Raw genomic sequence first — 17,037 nt, 5'->3', positions numbered from 1 at the left:
TTTGAACTTGTACAGATTCGAGGAAGATGGCAATGACGTCTCTCCCATCTTATCCCTGCACGGAAATGATACGGAGTCGGTTAATACGGAACAAGGCTGCTACTATGGCGTGGTGATCAGCAAAGCTCCAGGCAAACAAATTCCGCTGGAAGATATGGAAGACAGCCACATCCTGTTATGGGGCAAGTCCTTGGGTACCTTGCATCTCTGTTCGGAAGCCTATCAGCCGTCTCCCGGCATTGCTCACCGCACCTGGCAAGATGTATGTCAGTTCACTGCCGGTATTCTTAGTCAATATCCCCGTTACTCAGGTGCTCTTGAGCGACTTCAGCATATTGAAGCGAAGCTCCTCGGCCAGATTAATCATGAGAATTGGTATGCCGTCAATCAACTAGAGGTAACCGCAGAGCAGAAGCATTTCTACCCCATACCTGCCGTCTACTGGCTGGCAGAGTCGGCTTATTGCGGATTCAAGCCTCTTGCGCTCTATTCTGGTCAGCAGGTCATTGGATTAGCTGTATATGCCGTAGATCCCGATAACGGCTCCTATTGGATCATGACTTATATGATTGATCATAAGCGTCAGGGCAGAGGCTGCGGCAGAGCCGGCATAAGCGAGCTCATTACATTCATGAAAGCAGAGCATGACTGCGACACGATTTATCTGGGACATCGAGGTGAGAATATTGCAGCTGAGAAGCTATATGAATCTTTAGGCTTTATGGAAGTGGAGCGAAATGAGAGAGAAGTCGTGCGGAGATTAACTATCGATACGTTTGGTTAAAATATTGCATGTATAATTACTTAACGTTATAATAAAACTAATAAAAGAGTCGTGCGTCAACACGACTCAGTAGCACAGAAGTCCGCTTCAAAGGCGGTCGGCTTCGGTATTGCGATCAGAGATAGACCGTACACCTGGCAGATGGGCGGTCTATTTCTTTTGGTTAAATGCTGTAACGATCATCACAACTAGCGTCCGCAACAAAATAACAAACGTGCTAAAGCCAATCATTAACGTTAAAGCATCTTTAACCTCCATGGGCATCCCTCCCTTCACAGAGAGTTAGCCGACCGCCCTTGCAAACCGTTCTATAGTGCCTGTACTATTATAGCATAAATTGTAAAATGATAGGGTCGAATTCTGCAGTGATACTTCGGCGATCAGATATTCGCTCGCGAAAGAATCGATGCGGGAGTAATACATCGCTTGCTCGACAAAGTGATCGATCTCCGACAGCTCATCCTCGAATCGATCTGCAATATAATCTGTCGACTTCCCCTCGCTATTGACGATTAGCAATCGCCCGGCGGCAATCGGCAGCTTCATTTCATGAATCCATGACAATATATACTCCTGATGCTCCCTCTTCTCGTCGATCAGCTTCTGGAGCTGCTGCATATGCAGGCCATGCGAACTGACCATACGATCAAGGAGCTGCTTCTGGGCATAGCTTTGCGCAGTCGGCAAGGAGGCGATCCATTCATCCGGCTTAAGCTGTCCTAGCGCAGGGATAGCGGAATAGAAGCTTCGCCTGTAATAGAAGCCGATTACGAGGTAGCTCCCTCCCAAAATCAAACCGATCACATTCACATACAACAGATTGCTAATCACTGTGACATCATTCGTTGCCACAAGGAAACAAACAGCAGCAAAGCGCAATAAACGATAATAAAAAATCTTTTGTCCCAGAGATATCCCCAAAAACTCATAAGATCATATACCCTTGGCCTTTCCGGGTTAAAATGAAATTCGGCTTCCCGATTTCCTCCAGCTTCTTTCACAATCTTGCAATATTAACGGTCAATGTATTATCGTCCACAAAGCTTTCGTCCTCCCACAAACTTCTCATTAGCTTGTTCCGATTCACGATCGCGCCTGGATTCCAAATCCTCGACCGATTTGCTTGAAAGCTTCAAGAATTTGCATGAGCAAGATCAGGCGACTATTCTGATGGTGACGCATGATGCGTTTGCCGCAAGCTATTGTCAGCGCGTCTTGTTCATTAAAGACGGCCGTATGTTCACAGAGCTCGCGCGAGGCGATGCTTCACGGAGACAATTTTACAAGAAGCTTCTCGATGTGCTCGTCGTATTCGGAGGTGCCGTCAATGAGCATGTATAGCCTGCTTCGCAAAAATATGATTGGCAACGCCAAGCATTACCTGGTTTATTTCGCTTCCATGATTCTTAGCGTAGTCATCTTCTACACCTTCACTTCCCTGCAGTTCAGTCCAGAAATACAAGCGAGTATTAAGTCGACTACAGGCGTTCTCTCCATCTTCACGCAAGCATCCATCATTCTGATCTTATTCGTAACGATCTTCAGTCCGGATATTCACCATGATCGCGCTGCTCATAGCGGTTACCATTAGCGCGGTTTCCGTCGGCCTCAGTTCTTATTACAGCATCGCGCAATCATCCAGGCAGGATGCTCCGTTCAGCTATATGCTATTGTCCCAAGGCGGCAATTTCGATGAGGCCGTAAAGCGCATCATCGTCGAAGATACGCAGCATCCTGTAACGGTGACTGCAGAGCTTGAAATGATCAAAACCATTGCGGACATCGGCTCCTTGCCGATCAAGCCTACAGGCTATGCATCGGATGAAGTGCCGGTGAAGCTGATATCCGCCAGCGGCTTCAACGCTGCTCAGACCGCGCTAAATCGCGAAGAACAGGTGCGTTTGTTGGATGATCCTATCCATCACATTAATCGGATTGTTTTATTTCCTTGGGCAGGCTGGGTAATGTTAAATTCTGGTTGATTGATGTACCCCTTCGTCTATTCACGGAGCTTGCGGACACTATCCCCTCTTCGCAGGAAGAGACGAACTTATTCTCTTTTCAGAAGAACATCTCGGTTCCGTGCGAGCCCGATTCGTCTACCTTTTGGCGGCGACTTCCGCCTTAATCGCTTCTACCGCCTCATTCAGTTGCAACTGTCCTATATCGCCATCGCCGCGCTTGCGGACAGATACGATTCCAGCCATGCGCTCTTGTTCTCCGAGCACAAGCATATAGGGAACCTTCTCCAGCTGCGCTTCGCGGATCTTGTAGCCAAGCTTCTCTCCGCGCGCGTCCACCTCGACGCGAATGCCCGCTTGGAGCAGCGCTTGTTTCACTTGCAGAGCGTATTCCAGTTCATGTTGGGATACAGGGAGCACCTTCACCTGAACAGGAGCCAGCCATACCGGGAAGGCGCCGCTGTAATGCTCCGTCAGAATGCCCATGAACCGATCGATCGAGCCGAAGATGGCGCGGTGGATAACAACCGGACGATGCTTCAAGCCATCTTCGCCGATATAGCTCAGATCGAATTTCTCCGGCATTTGGAAATCCAGCTGGATCGTGCCGCATTGCCAGCTCCGCTTCAAAGCGTCAAGTATGTGAAAGTCGATCTTAGGCCCGTAGAAAGCTCCGTCCCCAGCGTTCAACCGATAGTCGATGCCCCGAGCCTCAAGTACGCTTCGCAGCGACGACTCCGCCTGATCCCACAGCTCGGATGAGCCCATCGAATCCTCCGGCCTCGTGGACAGCTCGATGCGATAGTCGAAACCGAATACCGCATACATCTCATCGATCAATGCCATTACGCCGGCAATTTCCGCTTCAATCTGGCGGGGGCTGACGAAGAGATGAGCGTCATCCTGGCAGAACGTCCGCACGCGCATCATCCCGCTGAGCGCGCCCGAATATTCATGCCGATGCACCTGGCCGAACTCCGACAGGCGAATCGGCAGCTCTCTGTAAGAATGTAGACTGCCCTTGTACATCAACATATGGCCGGGGCAATTCATCGGCTTGAGCGCATATGTTTCGTCGTCCACCTGCGCGAAATACATATTATCCTTGTAATGATCCCAATGCCCCGATTGCTCCCACATCCGGCTGTTCATCATCAATGGCGTGCGCACTTCCTCGTATCCATGCTGATGTTGCACGTCTCGCGAGAAATTCTCCAGCTGCGTCCTGATCGTCATCCCTTTCCCAAGATAGAAAGGCATCCCGGGAGCTTCTTCGGAAAACATGAACAATCCTAGCTCTGCTCCCAGCTTGCGGTGATCACGCTGCTTCGCCTCCTCCAGCAATCGCAAATGCTCCGCAAGCTCGCTCTCCTTGGGAAAAGCAGTGCCATAGATGCGCTGCAGCATCTTATTGTCAGAGTCGCCGCGCCAGTAGGCTCCCGCAACATTCATTAATTTGAAGGCTTTTATTCTGCCTGTTGAAGGAAGATGGGGCCCGCGGCATAGATCGAAGAACTCGCCTTGCTCATAGATCGAAATTTCCGCATCATGAGGAAAATCGTGAATTAATTCCAATTTGTACGGATCCTGCGCCTTCTCGAAGAGGCGTATCGCTTCCTCCCGGTTCACGACCCTTCTCGAAATGGGCAGATTCTCTTGAACGATCTTCTTCATTTCCTTCTCGACAGCTGCCAGATCCTCTACGGATACCGTCCGCTCCATATCGATGTCATAATAAAATCCGCCATCAATCACGGGTCCAATGCCAAGCTTCACCGCATTATCTCCGTAGATTCGCTTCAAGGCTTGCGCCAACAGATGCGCCGCGCTATGCCTCAGAATAGCAAGTCCTTCGGGGCTCTCGAGCGTCAAAATCTCGACTTTCCCATCCTCTATTACCCCTTTCTGCAAATCCGTAATTCGTCCATTCAGCTTGCCTGCCACCGCATTTCGCCCGAGCTTCGAGCTGATCGAGCTGGCAATTTCGCCAAGAGAAATCCCGCTTTCGTATTCCCGAATCCGACCGTCTCCGAGTGTAATTCTGATACCCACGAGTAAAACCTCCTCAGATTTTTTCTGAACGCAAAAAAAACGCAGCTCTCCACCAAGGGACGAGTGCGTTCAGCTCGTGGTTCCACCCTCATTCGATTTGCTGCCGGGTGTCATATGTCATAGTCATAGACCTAGCGCGGTCAAGCAAATCCTTATTGAGTATCCGGTATCGAGGATAAATCGGTCATGCATACTTCCGGAATCACAGCAATTCTCGGGTTCAACATCACGGCTGCGAAGGGGTAATCTCCATCCGGTCGCTGCAGAGGCTCGCACCACTCACCTCATTCTCTGAACAGCCCTTGAAGGAAATCATGTCTTCGGTCATCGCTGGAAATCTTTAATTGCCAATCATTATAGCAGGGGGACTTCGAGGCGTCAATTGGAAATTGCGGCTTATGCAGTTCTGAGTTTCTATTCTCATCCCTTACAGCTCAAAGAATATTAACTATCCGCATATAAAACAAACTTAGCGCCATTCCAATGAAACTGCTTTTTCTGATACGTTTGGCTCTGTTCATCGTAGATGTCCACGATAAAGCCCGTGTTGCCCGCTTTCTCAAACTTCACGGAAGGATTCCTTCCATGAAGGAGCAATGCGCCCTCTGTCTCTAACTTCATGATCTCGCCCTTGTCAGACAAGGTGTACAGCTGGTATACGCTATTCTCATCACTGACTCTTTGACCTAAGGTGAAATCCAGATCACCATCCCCATTATAATCCGCAAATAGGAGATCAAAGCGATCGGCAAATTGCAGGATTTCTTGGTCGAAATCATTTGATAACTGGGTGTATATTGAAGTTGTATTGTCAAGTTTTGATAAAGCCGGATTCCTCACTCTCAGTTGAAAGTTCCCCGCGAAATCCCATCCATCCGCAACCGGGATGCTTCCATCTGTCAGTTCCACTCTAACGAAATATAGACTTCCGGGAGGATTATTTATAAGGATATTCGTCAGCGGAATAATCGATTGCTGGACAGGAATAGACCATTCAGAACTACCATCCCTTCGGCCTAATTGTGAAACCCGCCGCAGAAATTCTGTGAATTTCGGTTTGTCTTCTGCAAGTACTCTAACATCTTGAAATAACAACTTTTCGATCTGTTCTCTCGTATAGCTGATTTGACTGCTTGCCGGTTGAATGCTGCCATTAGATTCTTCATCATCATACAAGATTACATTGTTAATCTGACCAGCATTCCCAATCAAGCTGAACAGAATGACTGCATTGCGGTAAACCTCGATCTCGGCAGCTCCACGCCGCTGATCTGAAAACTCGTCTTGGTTTATTTTATAATGAATGGTAAGCTCGTAAGGCTGTTGCTCTGTCTGCAAAGAGAAAGTACCTCGCTCTATCCCCGGAACCGCAGGCAAGGAAGCGATCAAGGCCGCAACCTTGCTGTTGTCGCCGATATAGTCGGTCTGATTGGAAAGAAGCTCGTCAATCTGATAATGGCGTACTGCATTCTGCGCGTCCTTACTAGACGATGCTGTTCCGGGATGACCGTTATCGTCAGATGGTTCTGTCGACCCTGGATTTACGATTAGCATGATGATACAGATTACGACCGCCAGCACACCAATTGCAGCAGCCTTAGAACCTGGCGACTCATAACGAAGTAAGCTCTTGATTCTTGATGAGATATGATGTTCTCCGAAAGACAGTGGAATTCCTCGAAGCCCAGTATGCTTCTTCACAACTAAAGATAGGAGGGTTCGAGAATAGTCTCTTCTCTCTTCCAAGCCCAATTTCCTTACAGCCGCTTCATCACAGCTCATCTCCATATCCTTGCTCATCAAAGCGAAGGAAAGCCACATCAGCGGATTGAACCAATGCATAATGACTGCCAGATAAGCAATAGGCTTTACCCAATAATCACGTCTGCGAATATGAATCTCCTCATGCGCAGCAATATGCCTCAGCTCATTCTCTTCGATTCCGATCGGCACATAGATCGCCGGTTTGAAGAAACCAAGCACGAATGGCGATTGAATGCGGTCCGATTCGAAGATTCGATTGGCGGTCGAGGACACCTTCGTCGCCGTCCGTAGCATACGGGTCAACCGCCAGTAGGAAGCAACATGATACACGAGCAGTCCTGCTACGCCAATCAACCAAATCCAGCTCACAGCGCTCATAAAAATCTGCATCCCGTTCACACTGTTCGTTATTTGCGGTTCAGGCAATATCTGATTGACTGAGCTGTCTACTGTGCTGCCTGCTCCGGTATGTATTTGCGGCTCTGACATCATTCCGATGCTCTGCGGAACATAGACGAATTCACCGTTGCTGCCCTGATCGCTCCCATGCAGGAATCCCAATAAACTAATCGCCGCAGTAATCGTAAACGGTGTCACCAAACGAAACAGGACGGCGGACCACAACGCGTAAGAGTAGATCTTCGGCAGCTTCCGCAGCAGCAATCGAATCATCATAACACCGACAGCCACATATGTTGCCGTGATGCTCATGTTTAGAATCATAATGAAGAGCGACGTCAGCTCGTTCATTCCGCTGCCTCCTCAATAATCCGTTTCAGTTCAGCAGCTTCTTTGGCGGACAACTTCTTCTTCCCTAAGAACGCCGTGAGAAAGGTCGGCAGCGATCCCCCGAATGATTTGTCGATAAGCGCTTCGCTTTCAAATTCCTGAACTTCCTCGCGCTTCACCAAGGCCGTCACAACAGCAGCTTCATTATGCAGAATTCCTCTCGAACACAGCTTCCGCAGAACGGTATAAGTGGTTGATTTTTTCCAGCCAAGCTGCTCTTGGCAGAGCTTCACAAGCTCTGTCGAATTAATAGGTTCGTTGCTCCAGATCAAGCTTGCGAATTTATATTCAGCATCATACAATTTGTACATTTCCATTAAGAAATTCACCTCTTCCCGTTTAGGTTTACTTAAATAAACCTCACTGAGAAGTTTATCGTAATAAACCTTAAAGGTCAAGAAGACAGCGAATCGATTTCACGATTGTGACCTCACCTTAGCGAGTCGATGAATGCCTGCAACGCATGGGAAATCCATTTGTTCGGATGGACAAACCACTGCAGCTGCAGACTAATATCCCCATGCGAGAATGGCAGCGCCTCCAGATCCCCTCTCCGAATTTCTTCCTCCACCGCCATTTGCGGCAGCAGCGCAATTCCTGTGCCCGACATCACATATCGTTTGATCGCCTCCGGATTTCCCAGCTCCAAACCAACCTGATAGGCAATGTTGTTCTTGTTCAGCACCTTCTCCAGCATCATGCGATAGTTGCAGGTGTCCTCTGCCATAATCCATTCCATGCCGTCCAAATCCCGCAGCATAATAGGTTCCAGGCCTGCCAATGGATGCCCCTTCGCCGCGACTGCAATAAGCCGCTCTTCGCGAATAGCCGTCCAGTGAAGGGCGGGGTCCGAAGGCTCTCTCTCAAGTATGATGCCGATATCGAGCTCTCCCTCCTTCACCTTGCTCACAATTTCATTCTCCATACCCGGCAGGAGCTGAATGGTCAGCTCTTCATACCGCTCCCGAAGCTGCTGGATAATCGGCGGCAAATAATACGCTGCAAGGGAATCGATCGTGCCGATATGCAGTGTTCCCCCTCCTTGCTTTGTCAGCTTTTCCTTGGATTGCTGATACAGATCGAGCATTTGAACCGTAATTCGAAGAAGCTCCTCGCCGGCCGTTGTCAGACGGAGTCCCTTGCTGTGACGCTCGAATAATTGAACGCCGTAGCTCTTCTCGAGCTTCTGAATTTGCGTGGTTACGCTGGATTGCGCATAGCCAAGCTCCTCGGCTGCCCGGGTAAAGCTTTGTCGTCTGGCAACCGTTCGAAAGGTATGAAAGTAGGTCAGATCCATGGCAGTCACCCCATCAATATTATTGATATGACTCATCAACTATTATAGCTAACGTCGATGACTAATTCTATGTTACGTTAGCGATAACAAATCACTTGGAGGGATCCTGTATGCTTGACGCCAACGCTTTAGAAGGTCTGTTCATTCCTGTCATAACACCGTTCTTGCCTAATCAAAAGCTGGATTTAACTTCATATGAGCGCTATATCGGCAAGCTGCTTCAAGAAAATATTCAGGGGCTTGTCGTAAATGGAACAACCGGCGAAAGTCCGACTGTCGCGTGGGAGGAGGTGGAATCGCTCTTTCAATTGACGAGGAAACAGGCTGCTACGACCAGGAACTTGAGTGCGACGGCAAGGAGCTTAAGTGCAACGACAAGGAGCTTAAGTCCTGCAAAATCTCCACGAATGCCTATCGTCATTGGAACCGGAACGAACGATACGGCCTCAAGCATTCGAAGAACAGAGCTTGCAGGCAAGCTTGGCGCAGACGCCGCGCTGGTTGTTGTACCTTATTACAGCAGACCGTCTCAGGAAGGGATCTATGAGCATTTCCGGCAAATCTCATCGGTCGGCGTCCCCGTTATCGCTTATGAGATTCCATCGCGTACAGGTATTCGCACGAGCGTGGGTACCATGCGCCGCATCATGGATTTGGACGGCGTGATTGGTCTGAAGGACAGCAGCGGCGGCATCGAGTTGATCTCGGAGCTTACGCGCCATGAATCAAAGCCGATTCTTTGCGGTGACGACTCCTTCTTCTATACGAAGCTGTGTCTTGGAGCCAGCGGCGGCATTCTGGCCTCGGCCAATGTGAACACGGAGATTTTCTCAGAAGTGTGGAATTCGTTTCAGAAAGGCTCATTCGTGGAAGCCAGGACCGCATTTGACTCGCTTACGGAACTCATCGCATTGCTGTTCGAAGAGCCTAATCCCGCGCCGATCAAATGGCTGCTTGCCAAGAACGGCTTGATTGACAGCGATCAGTTGCGACTTCCAATGACCCCGATTTCAGCTGCATTGCGAGAGAAATTGGAGGCCGCGCTATATGCAATGTAAACCACGAATTTTTCATATAAAAAAACTAACTATTTCCTTGTCAAAGAGTTAATCAGCACAAATACGCGGTACCGTGCTGTTTTGGAAGCTGCAACGCTGGTCATCAACGCTGCTGAGTGGATAGCTGCCTGGGATGGTGCTGCAACGCTGGTCACCAACACTGCAAGTGGATAGCTGCCTTGGATCGTGTTGTTATCGTAATCAGTGCCAGGCGGAAGACCCCTGGCCGAAACTTTATAAGTTCTGGCGTGCAGGAAAAGCGCGCGGTGAAATTCATCCGCGCGCTCATAGGATTTGCCTATTGACGTTTCTTCGTTTTCTTATTGTTCAGCTTCTCGGCTTCGGTCAACGGTTCATTCGCGAATTCGTGATCGAACTCGCGCGTTTGGCTTCCCTTAATCGCCTGCCTGTCGCTGACTCCGCTCTGCAAGCCCGACTTGCTCTTCGCTGCCATCCCATACACCTCCAGCTCATAGGTTGCGCTGTCGTGATGATTCGTATGCAAGGGACTTCGATGAAAGCCGGGTCTGGAATGACGAATGACGATCCCGCCCTTCAATAGGCTTTCCCAAGTGATAGCAATCTCGCAGCAAGCCCCGTGAACCTCGCGCCAAGCTCCTCTACACCGTCTTCACGCCGCTGCGAAGCGAGTTTCTCCAGCGTCGATAGAGCTCCAGCGGCTTGCCGCTGTCGAGCAAGGATTTGCATGTATACAACCCTTCTTCGATGGAATCAACCTTGTCAGCAAGGCGCAATCGAACGGCTGCATTAAGCATCACCTGATTGGCGAAGGCCATATGGCCTTCGCCGCTGAGCACTTCCTCGGCGACAATCACTTGCCTCTCGGCTGTCCATTCGATTTCGGGCAGCTGGGTCTGCACGCCGTAGCTGTCCGGATTTAAGACATGCAGCTCGGATTCGCCATTCTCCACAAGGTAGGTGCGGGTAGGACGATCGATGAACGCATCCTCAGAGCCTTCCGCGCCTTGAACGATCAATGCCCGTTTGTATTTCAGATTCGACATCAGCTTGGACATTCTCTCGAACACGGTATTGTGGTATACCCCGTACACGAGATAAGGGGACAAGGAGAAGTCGATCAGCTTCTCGGCTGTGTTCAGAACGGTGCGCATGCCGAGCTCTTCCCGGATGCCGCGCAGCTTGCCGAGCGGCGGACACCACTCCTCCGTAGGTACGTAGAGCACGCCAGTATCACGGGCTGTCCGAATAAGCTGCTCTCTTGGCAGCCGATCCGCCTTAATATCGAGCTCATTCAATAAATCATGAAGTGTCAAGCCCCACTTGGGCGGCAGGGACGGCGCTCCATGCAAGGTAATCGGCAGCCCTGCCGATACGAGCAAGAACGCGGTAGGGAAGGTCGCATAGAATGATTTCTTGCGTCCGTCATAGGGCCCTGCGCAATCCAGTCCTTGATGAATAGGCTCCCGATAAGCCTGGCTGCGGCATTCCAGCACGAAAGCCTCCAGCTCATCGACGCTTTCCATCTTGATTCTCTCTGCGATCAGAAAGGCTCCGATCTGCGCCGGCGTCGCCTTCCTATTGACAATAAGATCCGCTGCCAGGGATGCTTCTTCTCCTTCGAGATCCCGGGCGCCCCGCTTGCCGCGGCCTACTTCCTTCAGTAATTGCGTTATCATCTGTACGCCCTCCCCTATTTTTGATCTTGAAGCAGCTGATAGACCTTCACAATGGAGGTTGCTACATCCACCATGCGCTTTCGTTCATTCATCGCTTGCTTCCTCAGCATTTCATATGCTTCCGCTTCCGATACATTTTTGATTTTGCACAAAATCCCCTTCGCCATGTCAATCCATTTCCGCTCTTCCAGACGGGATTCCAATTGTTTCTTCTCAATATGCCATTGCTGGCGCTCCATGCTCTGCTTCGCTCCGATATGAAGCGCCCATTCCACCGCTTGATTGCTCATGTCCCGGGTCAGGATGCCGTCCACGCATATATCATCCTCGCAAAATGCATTGGAGGCAATTGCGGTGCGTTCGCTGCACCACCACAAGAGCGGCATGGGCTTGTGGCCAACCAGCTTCTTCCGCCAGCCCTCCGCCTCGCTCAGCGGCAAGTTCATAACAATGGCGTCGACGCCGTCCATGCTCTTCTCCGGAGGATCGTTATACTTCAGCAGCTTCACTTCATACCCATGCGACTGCAATACATGCTTTGGCGACAGTGTCTTGTCGGCAGCTTGCGACGTTCTGCCTTGCGACTCGTTCGTGGCGATGCCGCGTTCAATCAATAACAAGAATCGCATGAACGAACACTCCCCTCCCTGCATTCCTAACATCAATCATCAAGTTTCGCATCTCCAATTCCTCTCCATCTTGTTGTGAATATTTATAACACAAACGTCAAGAAACTGTCGACTGCCAAATTATAAAAAGATTTTATGTAAGATAAGTTGACACAAAACTTAAATCCGCGGTATATTAACTCTACAACATTCAAATATTTCTTTCGCGAGTACAATGTCGTATTCGTATGAAAGCGGCAAAGAGGCCTGCTTTTAGCATTCATGGGAGATTCCACTGCACCCATGTTTACTAGGCAGGCCTTTCTATATTTTCAGGCAAGCGAGAGGAGAGATAACATGACACACAGAAAAAAACTGGTACTCATCGGAAACGGCATGGCCGGGGTAAGAGTCATTGAACATTTGTTAAAATTAAATCAGGAAGCTTATGATATTACGATCTTCGGTTCCGAGCCGCATCCCAACTACAACCGAATCATGCTGTCATCCGTATTAGCAGGCGGAGCCAACATGCAGGATATTGTGCTGAACGACTGGGACTGGTACAAGGACAACAACATATCGCTTCATACCGGTCAGACCGTGACGTACATTGATTCGCAAAGCAAGACAGTGAAAACAGATCTCGGCCTTGAAGTCGCTTATGACTCGCTCATTATCGCGACGGGTTCGAATCCGTTCATGCTTCCGCTTCCGGGAGCGGACAAGGAAGGCGTCATCGCCTTCCGCGATATCAAGGATTGCGAGACGATGGTCGATGCCGCGAAGAGCTATAAGAAGGCGGTAGTCATCGGCGGCGGCTTGCTGGGTCTGGAAGCGGCCCGCGGACTTCTCTATCTGGGCATGGAAGTTAACGTTGTGCATATTCAGCCTTATTTGATGGAGAGACAGCTTGACGAGACAGCTTCCAAAATGCTGCAAGCGGAGCTGGAGGCGCAAGGCATGAACTTCTTGCTGGAGAAATCCACGGTCGCCATTACCGGCAAGCAACGCGCTACGGGCCTTGCCTTCAAGGACGGCACTTCCGTGCAAGGCGATCTCGTCGTCATGGCCGTCGGCATCAAGCCCAATGTCGAGCTGGCGAAGAACTCCGGCATTGAAGTGAATCGCGGCATCGTCATTAATGACCTCATGGAAACCAGCGTGCCCGACATCTATGCCGTCGGCGAATGCGCCGAGCATCGCGGCATCGTCTATGGATTGGTCGCACCGCTTTACGAGCAAGGCGCTGTCCTTGCCAAGCATCTGGCAGGATCGGCAACTGACGGGTATCACGGCTCTGTTACTTCTACTAAATTGAAGGTATCAGGCTGTGACGTATTCTCGGCTGGCCAATTCATCGAAGAACCGGGAACGCAAGCTCTGAAGATCCAGGACGAACTGGAAGGCACTTATAAAAAATTGATTATGAAAGACGGCAAGCTGATTGGCGCCGTGTTGTACGGCGATACGACGGACGGAGCGATGCTCTTCTCCACGATGAAAAAAGGTGAGTCCATCAAGGGCCGCGAGAAGGAGCTCCTGCTTGGCTTCGCTCCGGGCGGAGGCGCCGCTCAGGCGAATCCTGCGGAACGTTTGGCTGCCCTGCCCATGGATGAAATCATCTGCGGCTGCAACGGAGTAACGAAGGAAACAATCGCAGACGCAATTCAGAACAAAGGCTGCAATACCGTCAGCTCCATCAAAGCCTGCACGAAGGCATCCGGCTCTTGCGGCGGCTGCAAGCCGCTCGTTGAGGGACTGCTTCACCTCTATGCCGGCGATGAGGCAGGCGAGCCTGTGAAGGAAGGCATCTGCGGATGCACGACGCTCGATCGGGATGAAATTGTCGCCGAAATTCAGCGCACCGGCATGAAGACGACCAAGGAAGTCATGAACGTGCTGGGATGGAGCAACCCCGAAGGCTGCTCGAAATGCAGACCTTCCCTCAATTATTATCTCGGCATGCTCTTCCCGGAAGACTATGTCGACGAGAAGGAATCGAGAATTACAAACGAGCGTTATCACGCCAACATTCAGAAGGATGGCACTTATTCCGTCGTGCCAAGGGTATACGGCGGCGTAACCTCTCCGGCCGACTTGAAGAAGATCGCAGAGGTTGCGGAGAAATACCAGGTTCCGTTAGTAAAATTCACCGGCGGTCAACGGCTTGATCTGCTTGGGGTGAAAAAGGAAGATTTGCCTGGCATGTGGGAGGACCTCGGCATGAATTCCGGTCATGCGTACGGCAAGACGCTTCGCACCGTGAAGACCTGCGTTGGCAATACGTTCTGCCGCTTCGGCACGCAGGATTCCATGGCTATGGGCATCCAGATGGAGAAGGCGTTCGAGAGGCTGAACACGCCGGCCAAGGTCAAGCTTGCCGTATCCGGCTGTCCCCGCAACTGCGCGGAAGCCACAATCAAGGATGTCGGCGTAGTCGCCATTGATGGCGCTTGGGAAATTCATGTAGCCGGCAACGGCGGCGTGAAGGTTCGGGCAACCGATCTGCTCACCGTCGTCAAGACGGAGGAAGAAGTGATGGAATGGTCCTCCGCCTTCCTGCAGCTCTATCGCGAGAATGCGGTATGGAACGAAAGAACCGCGCAATGGATCGAGCGAGTCGGTCTTGATTTTGTGAAGAAGGCGCTGGAGAAGCAAGAGGATCGACTCGTGCTCAAAGAACGCATCGAGAAGGCAATCAGCCTGCAAACCGATCCATGGAAAAAAATCGTTGAAACGAAAGAGCTTCGCAAAAATTTTGAATCCATTTCGAATTTGCAGCCGCAAAATAGCTAGGAGGCCCTCACATGAAAACAAAAGTATTGGTAGCCACCTTAAATGAAATCGATGTGCTCGGCTCTCGCCGAATCAAGCTTGATGGAACCGAAATCGCCGTCTTCCGCTTAAGCGACGACAGCGTGCTGGCCGTAGAGAATCTGTGCCCCCATAAGCAGGGGCTTCTCTCGGAGGGCATGGTATGTGGAACAACGGTTCATTGTCCGCTGCATGACTGGAAAATCGACCTTCACTCCGGCAAGGTTCAAGCTCCGGATGAAGGCTGCGTGAACACCTACGAGACCGAAGTTGACCCGGAGAACGGATCGATTTATATTTCCGTCTAGGAAATATAAACAATTCGAAATAATGGCTCAGAAGGGAGATACGCATGTTGACGACGAACAAAGGCAAGGTCTACCTGGTCGGCGCTGGGCCGGGCGATCCCGAATTAATAACGCTCAAGGCGCTTCGCTGCATTCAAACCGCTGATGTAATTCTGTACGACAGGCTTGTGAACCCCGAGCTGCTCTCGCATGCCAAGGGCGACGCCGAGCTTATCTATTGCGGCAAGCTGCCCGGCGCTCATGCGATGACTCAGAGGGCCATTAACGATTCACTTATCCACTATGCTTCGCAAGGACATATTGTCGTCAGACTGAAGGGCGGCGATCCTTATGTATTCGGACGGGGCGGCGAAGAAGCTTTGGAGCTGGTCTCGATGGGAATGGCGTATGAGACCATCCCGGGAATCACCTCCGCCATTGGAGCTGGAGCTTCCGCCGATATTCCCTTAACGCATCGCGGCGTGGCAGCATCTTTCGCCTGTGTAACGGGCAATCGCTGCAACGGCGATCATGAGCCTGTTCGCTGGGACTTATTGGCGCATAGCGTGGATACACTCGCCGTCTATATGGGCGTCGGGCAATTGGAGCAGATCAGTCTGGAGCTGCTGAAGCATGGCAAGCCGTCCGTCACTCCCGTCGCATTAATTGAACAAGGAACGACCGATAAGCAGCGCGTGATCACCGGAACGCTGGGGGATATTCATAATCGCGCCATATCGATGAAGGTGAAGAATCCTGCTCTTATCATCATCGGAGAAGTAGTTTTGATTCGGGACCGACTTGCCGCAGCGATGCAGCAAGCGGTGGCAATGATCAGTTAATGGGATGCTTTTGGTGAAAGCCGGTCGTTTAAGCGATCGGCTTTTTCTATTGAACGAACACGAAGCGTCGCTGCTTCGTTTTGTTTTTCATATAAGGATGAATGAGAATAGGCGAAATAGCGCACGATAATTCAAATGATCCTATCTCTTTATTGATGTATTAATAGGAAGAAAAATTTTCATACATGCTTCCTGCAACCGTTTTCTTTGCATGACAAAGAAATGCCCAAGTGGTATGCTGTAAAAAGACAACCTCTAAATGAGGACGACAAAATAAAAGCGGTCAGAATGAAAAGCAGGATTTATCGGCAACAAGAAGGAGGAGCCAGATCTAGTGAATGCAAGTGAATTTATATTCGCCCTACTCGAACTCATGCTTATCAACATCGTGCTAAGCGGAGATAATGCGGTTGTTATTGCGCTCGCCTGCCGCGCTCTTCCCGCCCATCAGCAGAAGAAAGCGATCTTCTGGGGCAGCTTTGGAGCGATCGGTCTGCGCGTTATCCTTACCTTCGTCGCGGTTTGGTTTTTGAAAATTCCTTTTATCCAAATTCTCGGAGGATTGCTGCTGATCTATATTGCGATCAACCTTCTGAAGAAGGATGACGAAGACGAGAAAATCAAGACAAGCAGCCGCATAAGCGAAGCAATCCGCACGATTATTATAGCCGACTTCGTGATGAGCCTGGATAATGTGCTTGCTGTAGCCGGCGCGGCTGACGGCAATTTGCTTCTTATCATGCTCGGACTTGCAGTCAGCATACCGCTTATTATTTGGGGCAGTCAACTGCTCATGCGCCTGATGAATCGATTTCCGATCATCGTGCTGCTAGGCGCTGCGCTGCTTGGATATACTTCGGGCGAGATGATTGTCGGAGACAAAGCTGCGCATGACTGGATCGAGGAGAACTTCAGCTCTCTGCATCTTATACTTCCAATCGGTCTCGCGGTGATCATCGCCCTCATCGGCATCCGTACGATGAAGAAGAAGCCGACAGAGGAATCCGTCAAGGACAAGGATGACCGCATGCGATCCATTGGATAAATGGATTACAAGAAGGACCTCATTCCCCCTGTTCGGGAGTATGAGGTCCTTTCTCTATCTTCTATCAACAGATTC

At 50.4% G+C, this 17,037-nt stretch carries 17 protein-coding genes and 2 pseudogenes; 9 read left to right on the top strand and 10 right to left on the bottom strand.

Going from position 1 to position 17,037, the window contains the following annotated elements:
- Position 1 precedes the first annotated feature (1 nt).
- The gene (locus tag HFP08_RS02200) at positions 2-784 is read left to right on the top strand and encodes a GNAT family N-acetyltransferase (RefSeq protein ID WP_168118863.1); all 783 of its coding nucleotides are present in this window, start codon (positions 2-4) and stop codon (positions 782-784) included.
- Between the two features lie 150 nt (positions 785-934).
- Here the strand turns inward: HFP08_RS02200 and HFP08_RS29135 are convergent, their stop codons facing one another.
- The 3 genes and pseudogenes from HFP08_RS29135 to HFP08_RS02190 all read right to left on the bottom strand — a co-directional run.
- On the bottom strand, positions 935-1,042 hold the full coding sequence (locus tag HFP08_RS29135; RefSeq protein ID WP_240941006.1) for a putative holin-like toxin: 108 nt from the start codon (positions 1,040-1,042) through the stop codon (positions 935-937).
- Positions 1,043-1,066: 24 nt separating this feature from the next.
- Positions 1,067-1,615: a hypothetical protein gene (locus HFP08_RS02195; protein WP_168118862.1), complete on the bottom strand. Its 549-nt coding sequence runs from the start codon at positions 1,613-1,615 to the stop codon at positions 1,067-1,069.
- A gap of 94 nt (positions 1,616-1,709) precedes the next feature.
- Positions 1,710-1,886, bottom strand: a pseudogene (locus HFP08_RS02190) (winged helix-turn-helix domain-containing protein); the annotation flags it as partial.
- Between HFP08_RS02190 and HFP08_RS02185 the strand changes: the two are divergent.
- The 3 genes and pseudogenes from HFP08_RS02185 to HFP08_RS02175 form a co-directional block, all read left to right on the top strand.
- A pseudogene (locus HFP08_RS02185) lies at positions 1,880-2,125 on the top strand (bacitracin ABC transporter ATP-binding protein); the annotation flags it as partial. The pseudogenes HFP08_RS02190 and HFP08_RS02185 overlap by 7 nt on opposite strands.
- Positions 2,112-2,375 carry a hypothetical protein gene (locus HFP08_RS02180; protein ID WP_168118861.1) on the top strand — a complete coding sequence of 88 codons (264 nt, stop codon included), beginning with the start codon at positions 2,112-2,114 and terminating at the stop codon, positions 2,373-2,375. The pseudogene HFP08_RS02185 and the gene HFP08_RS02180, both read left to right, overlap by 14 nt.
- Positions 2,344-2,766: a hypothetical protein gene (locus HFP08_RS02175; RefSeq protein ID WP_168118860.1), complete on the top strand. Its 423-nt coding sequence runs from the start codon at positions 2,344-2,346 to the stop codon at positions 2,764-2,766. The genes HFP08_RS02180 and HFP08_RS02175 overlap by 32 nt, the downstream gene beginning before the upstream one ends.
- Positions 2,767-2,883: 117 nt before the next feature.
- Here HFP08_RS02175 and thrS read toward each other — a convergent pair whose 3' ends face one another.
- The 4 genes from thrS to HFP08_RS02155 all read right to left on the bottom strand — a co-directional run bounded on the left by thrS (position 2,884) and on the right by HFP08_RS02155 (position 8,647).
- A complete protein-coding gene (thrS, locus tag HFP08_RS02170; RefSeq protein WP_168118859.1) occupies positions 2,884-4,797 on the bottom strand; it encodes a threonine--tRNA ligase in 1,914 nt (637 codons plus the stop codon).
- Positions 4,798-5,241: 444 nt separating this feature from the next.
- Positions 5,242-7,311 (bottom strand): M56 family metallopeptidase, encoded by a 2,070-nt coding sequence (locus tag HFP08_RS02165; RefSeq protein ID WP_168118858.1) that lies wholly within the window; start codon positions 7,309-7,311, stop codon positions 5,242-5,244.
- Positions 7,308-7,667: a BlaI/MecI/CopY family transcriptional regulator gene (locus HFP08_RS02160; protein ID WP_168118857.1), complete on the bottom strand. Its 360-nt coding sequence runs from the start codon at positions 7,665-7,667 to the stop codon at positions 7,308-7,310. The genes HFP08_RS02165 and HFP08_RS02160 overlap by 4 nt, the downstream gene beginning before the upstream one ends.
- Before the next feature lie 113 nt (positions 7,668-7,780).
- Positions 7,781-8,647 (bottom strand): LysR family transcriptional regulator, encoded by an 867-nt coding sequence (locus tag HFP08_RS02155; RefSeq protein WP_168118856.1) that lies wholly within the window; start codon positions 8,645-8,647, stop codon positions 7,781-7,783.
- Between the two features lie 110 nt (positions 8,648-8,757).
- Between HFP08_RS02155 and dapA the strand changes: the two genes are divergently transcribed.
- On the top strand, positions 8,758-9,705 hold the full coding sequence (dapA, locus tag HFP08_RS02150; protein ID WP_168118855.1) for a 4-hydroxy-tetrahydrodipicolinate synthase: 948 nt from the start codon (positions 8,758-8,760) through the stop codon (positions 9,703-9,705).
- 298 nt (positions 9,706-10,003) lie between these two features.
- Here dapA and sspO read toward each other — a convergent pair whose 3' ends face one another.
- The 3 genes from sspO to HFP08_RS02135 form a co-directional block, all read right to left on the bottom strand.
- On the bottom strand, positions 10,004-10,264 hold the full coding sequence (gene sspO / locus HFP08_RS29575; protein WP_346768708.1) for a small acid-soluble spore protein O: 261 nt from the start codon (positions 10,262-10,264) through the stop codon (positions 10,004-10,006).
- Positions 10,265-10,325: 61 nt separating this feature from the next.
- Positions 10,326-11,363 carry an anthranilate phosphoribosyltransferase gene (locus HFP08_RS02140; protein WP_168118854.1) on the bottom strand — a complete coding sequence of 346 codons (1,038 nt, stop codon included), beginning with the start codon at positions 11,361-11,363 and terminating at the stop codon, positions 10,326-10,328.
- A 14-nt stretch (positions 11,364-11,377) separates the two neighbouring features.
- Positions 11,378-11,992 carry an ANTAR domain-containing response regulator gene (locus HFP08_RS02135; protein WP_168118853.1) on the bottom strand — a complete coding sequence of 205 codons (615 nt, stop codon included), beginning with the start codon at positions 11,990-11,992 and terminating at the stop codon, positions 11,378-11,380.
- 336 nt (positions 11,993-12,328) lie between these two features.
- On the opposite strand from HFP08_RS02135, the gene nirB reads away from it, so the two are divergent.
- From nirB to HFP08_RS02115, 4 genes are all read left to right on the top strand, one after another.
- On the top strand, positions 12,329-14,770 hold the full coding sequence (nirB, locus tag HFP08_RS02130; protein WP_168118852.1) for a nitrite reductase large subunit NirB: 2,442 nt from the start codon (positions 12,329-12,331) through the stop codon (positions 14,768-14,770).
- A gap of 11 nt (positions 14,771-14,781) precedes the next feature.
- Positions 14,782-15,096, top strand: a complete 315-nt coding sequence (gene nirD, locus HFP08_RS02125) for a nitrite reductase small subunit NirD (RefSeq protein WP_168118851.1) — start codon at positions 14,782-14,784, stop codon at positions 15,094-15,096.
- Positions 15,097-15,140: 44 nt separating this feature from the next.
- A complete protein-coding gene (gene cobA / locus HFP08_RS02120; RefSeq protein WP_168118850.1) occupies positions 15,141-15,917 on the top strand; it encodes a uroporphyrinogen-III C-methyltransferase in 777 nt (258 codons plus the stop codon).
- 373 nt (positions 15,918-16,290) lie between these two features.
- On the top strand, positions 16,291-16,962 hold the full coding sequence (locus HFP08_RS02115) for a TerC family protein (protein WP_168118909.1): 672 nt from the start codon (positions 16,291-16,293) through the stop codon (positions 16,960-16,962).
- The last annotated feature ends 75 nt before the right edge of the window (positions 16,963-17,037 follow it).

The sequence above is a fragment of the Paenibacillus sp. HB172176 genome (assembly GCF_011947265.1).
Lineage (GTDB): Bacteria > Bacillota > Bacilli > Paenibacillales > Paenibacillaceae > Pristimantibacillus.
This window is presented reverse-complemented; position numbering and strand designations above follow the sequence as displayed.

What these genes read in the sequence shown, in the direction of transcription:
- HFP08_RS02140 (WP_168118854.1), bottom strand. Translation starts at nt 11,363, where the DNA reads ATGATAACGCAATTACTGAAGGAAGTAGGCCGCGGCAAGCGGGGCGCC.
- HFP08_RS02155 (WP_168118856.1), bottom strand. Translation starts at nt 8,647, where the DNA reads ATGGATCTGACCTACTTTCATACCTTTCGAACGGTTGCCAGACGACAA.
- nirB (WP_168118852.1), top strand. Translation starts at nt 12,329, where the DNA reads ATGACACACAGAAAAAAACTGGTACTCATCGGAAACGGCATGGCCGGG.
- dapA (WP_168118855.1), top strand. Translation starts at nt 8,758, where the DNA reads ATGCTTGACGCCAACGCTTTAGAAGGTCTGTTCATTCCTGTCATAACA.
- HFP08_RS02180 (WP_168118861.1), top strand. Translation starts at nt 2,112, where the DNA reads ATGAGCATGTATAGCCTGCTTCGCAAAAATATGATTGGCAACGCCAAG.
- HFP08_RS02160 (WP_168118857.1), bottom strand. Translation starts at nt 7,667, where the DNA reads ATGGAAATGTACAAATTGTATGATGCTGAATATAAATTCGCAAGCTTG.
- HFP08_RS02175 (WP_168118860.1), top strand. Translation starts at nt 2,344, where the DNA reads ATGATCGCGCTGCTCATAGCGGTTACCATTAGCGCGGTTTCCGTCGGC.
- HFP08_RS02115 (WP_168118909.1), top strand. Translation starts at nt 16,291, where the DNA reads ATGCTTATCAACATCGTGCTAAGCGGAGATAATGCGGTTGTTATTGCG.
- cobA (WP_168118850.1), top strand. Translation starts at nt 15,141, where the DNA reads ATGTTGACGACGAACAAAGGCAAGGTCTACCTGGTCGGCGCTGGGCCG.
- HFP08_RS02135 (WP_168118853.1), bottom strand. Translation starts at nt 11,992, where the DNA reads ATGCGATTCTTGTTATTGATTGAACGCGGCATCGCCACGAACGAGTCG.
- HFP08_RS29135 (WP_240941006.1), bottom strand. Translation starts at nt 1,042, where the DNA reads ATGGAGGTTAAAGATGCTTTAACGTTAATGATTGGCTTTAGCACGTTT.
- HFP08_RS02165 (WP_168118858.1), bottom strand. Translation starts at nt 7,311, where the DNA reads ATGAACGAGCTGACGTCGCTCTTCATTATGATTCTAAACATGAGCATC.
- nirD (WP_168118851.1), top strand. Translation starts at nt 14,782, where the DNA reads ATGAAAACAAAAGTATTGGTAGCCACCTTAAATGAAATCGATGTGCTC.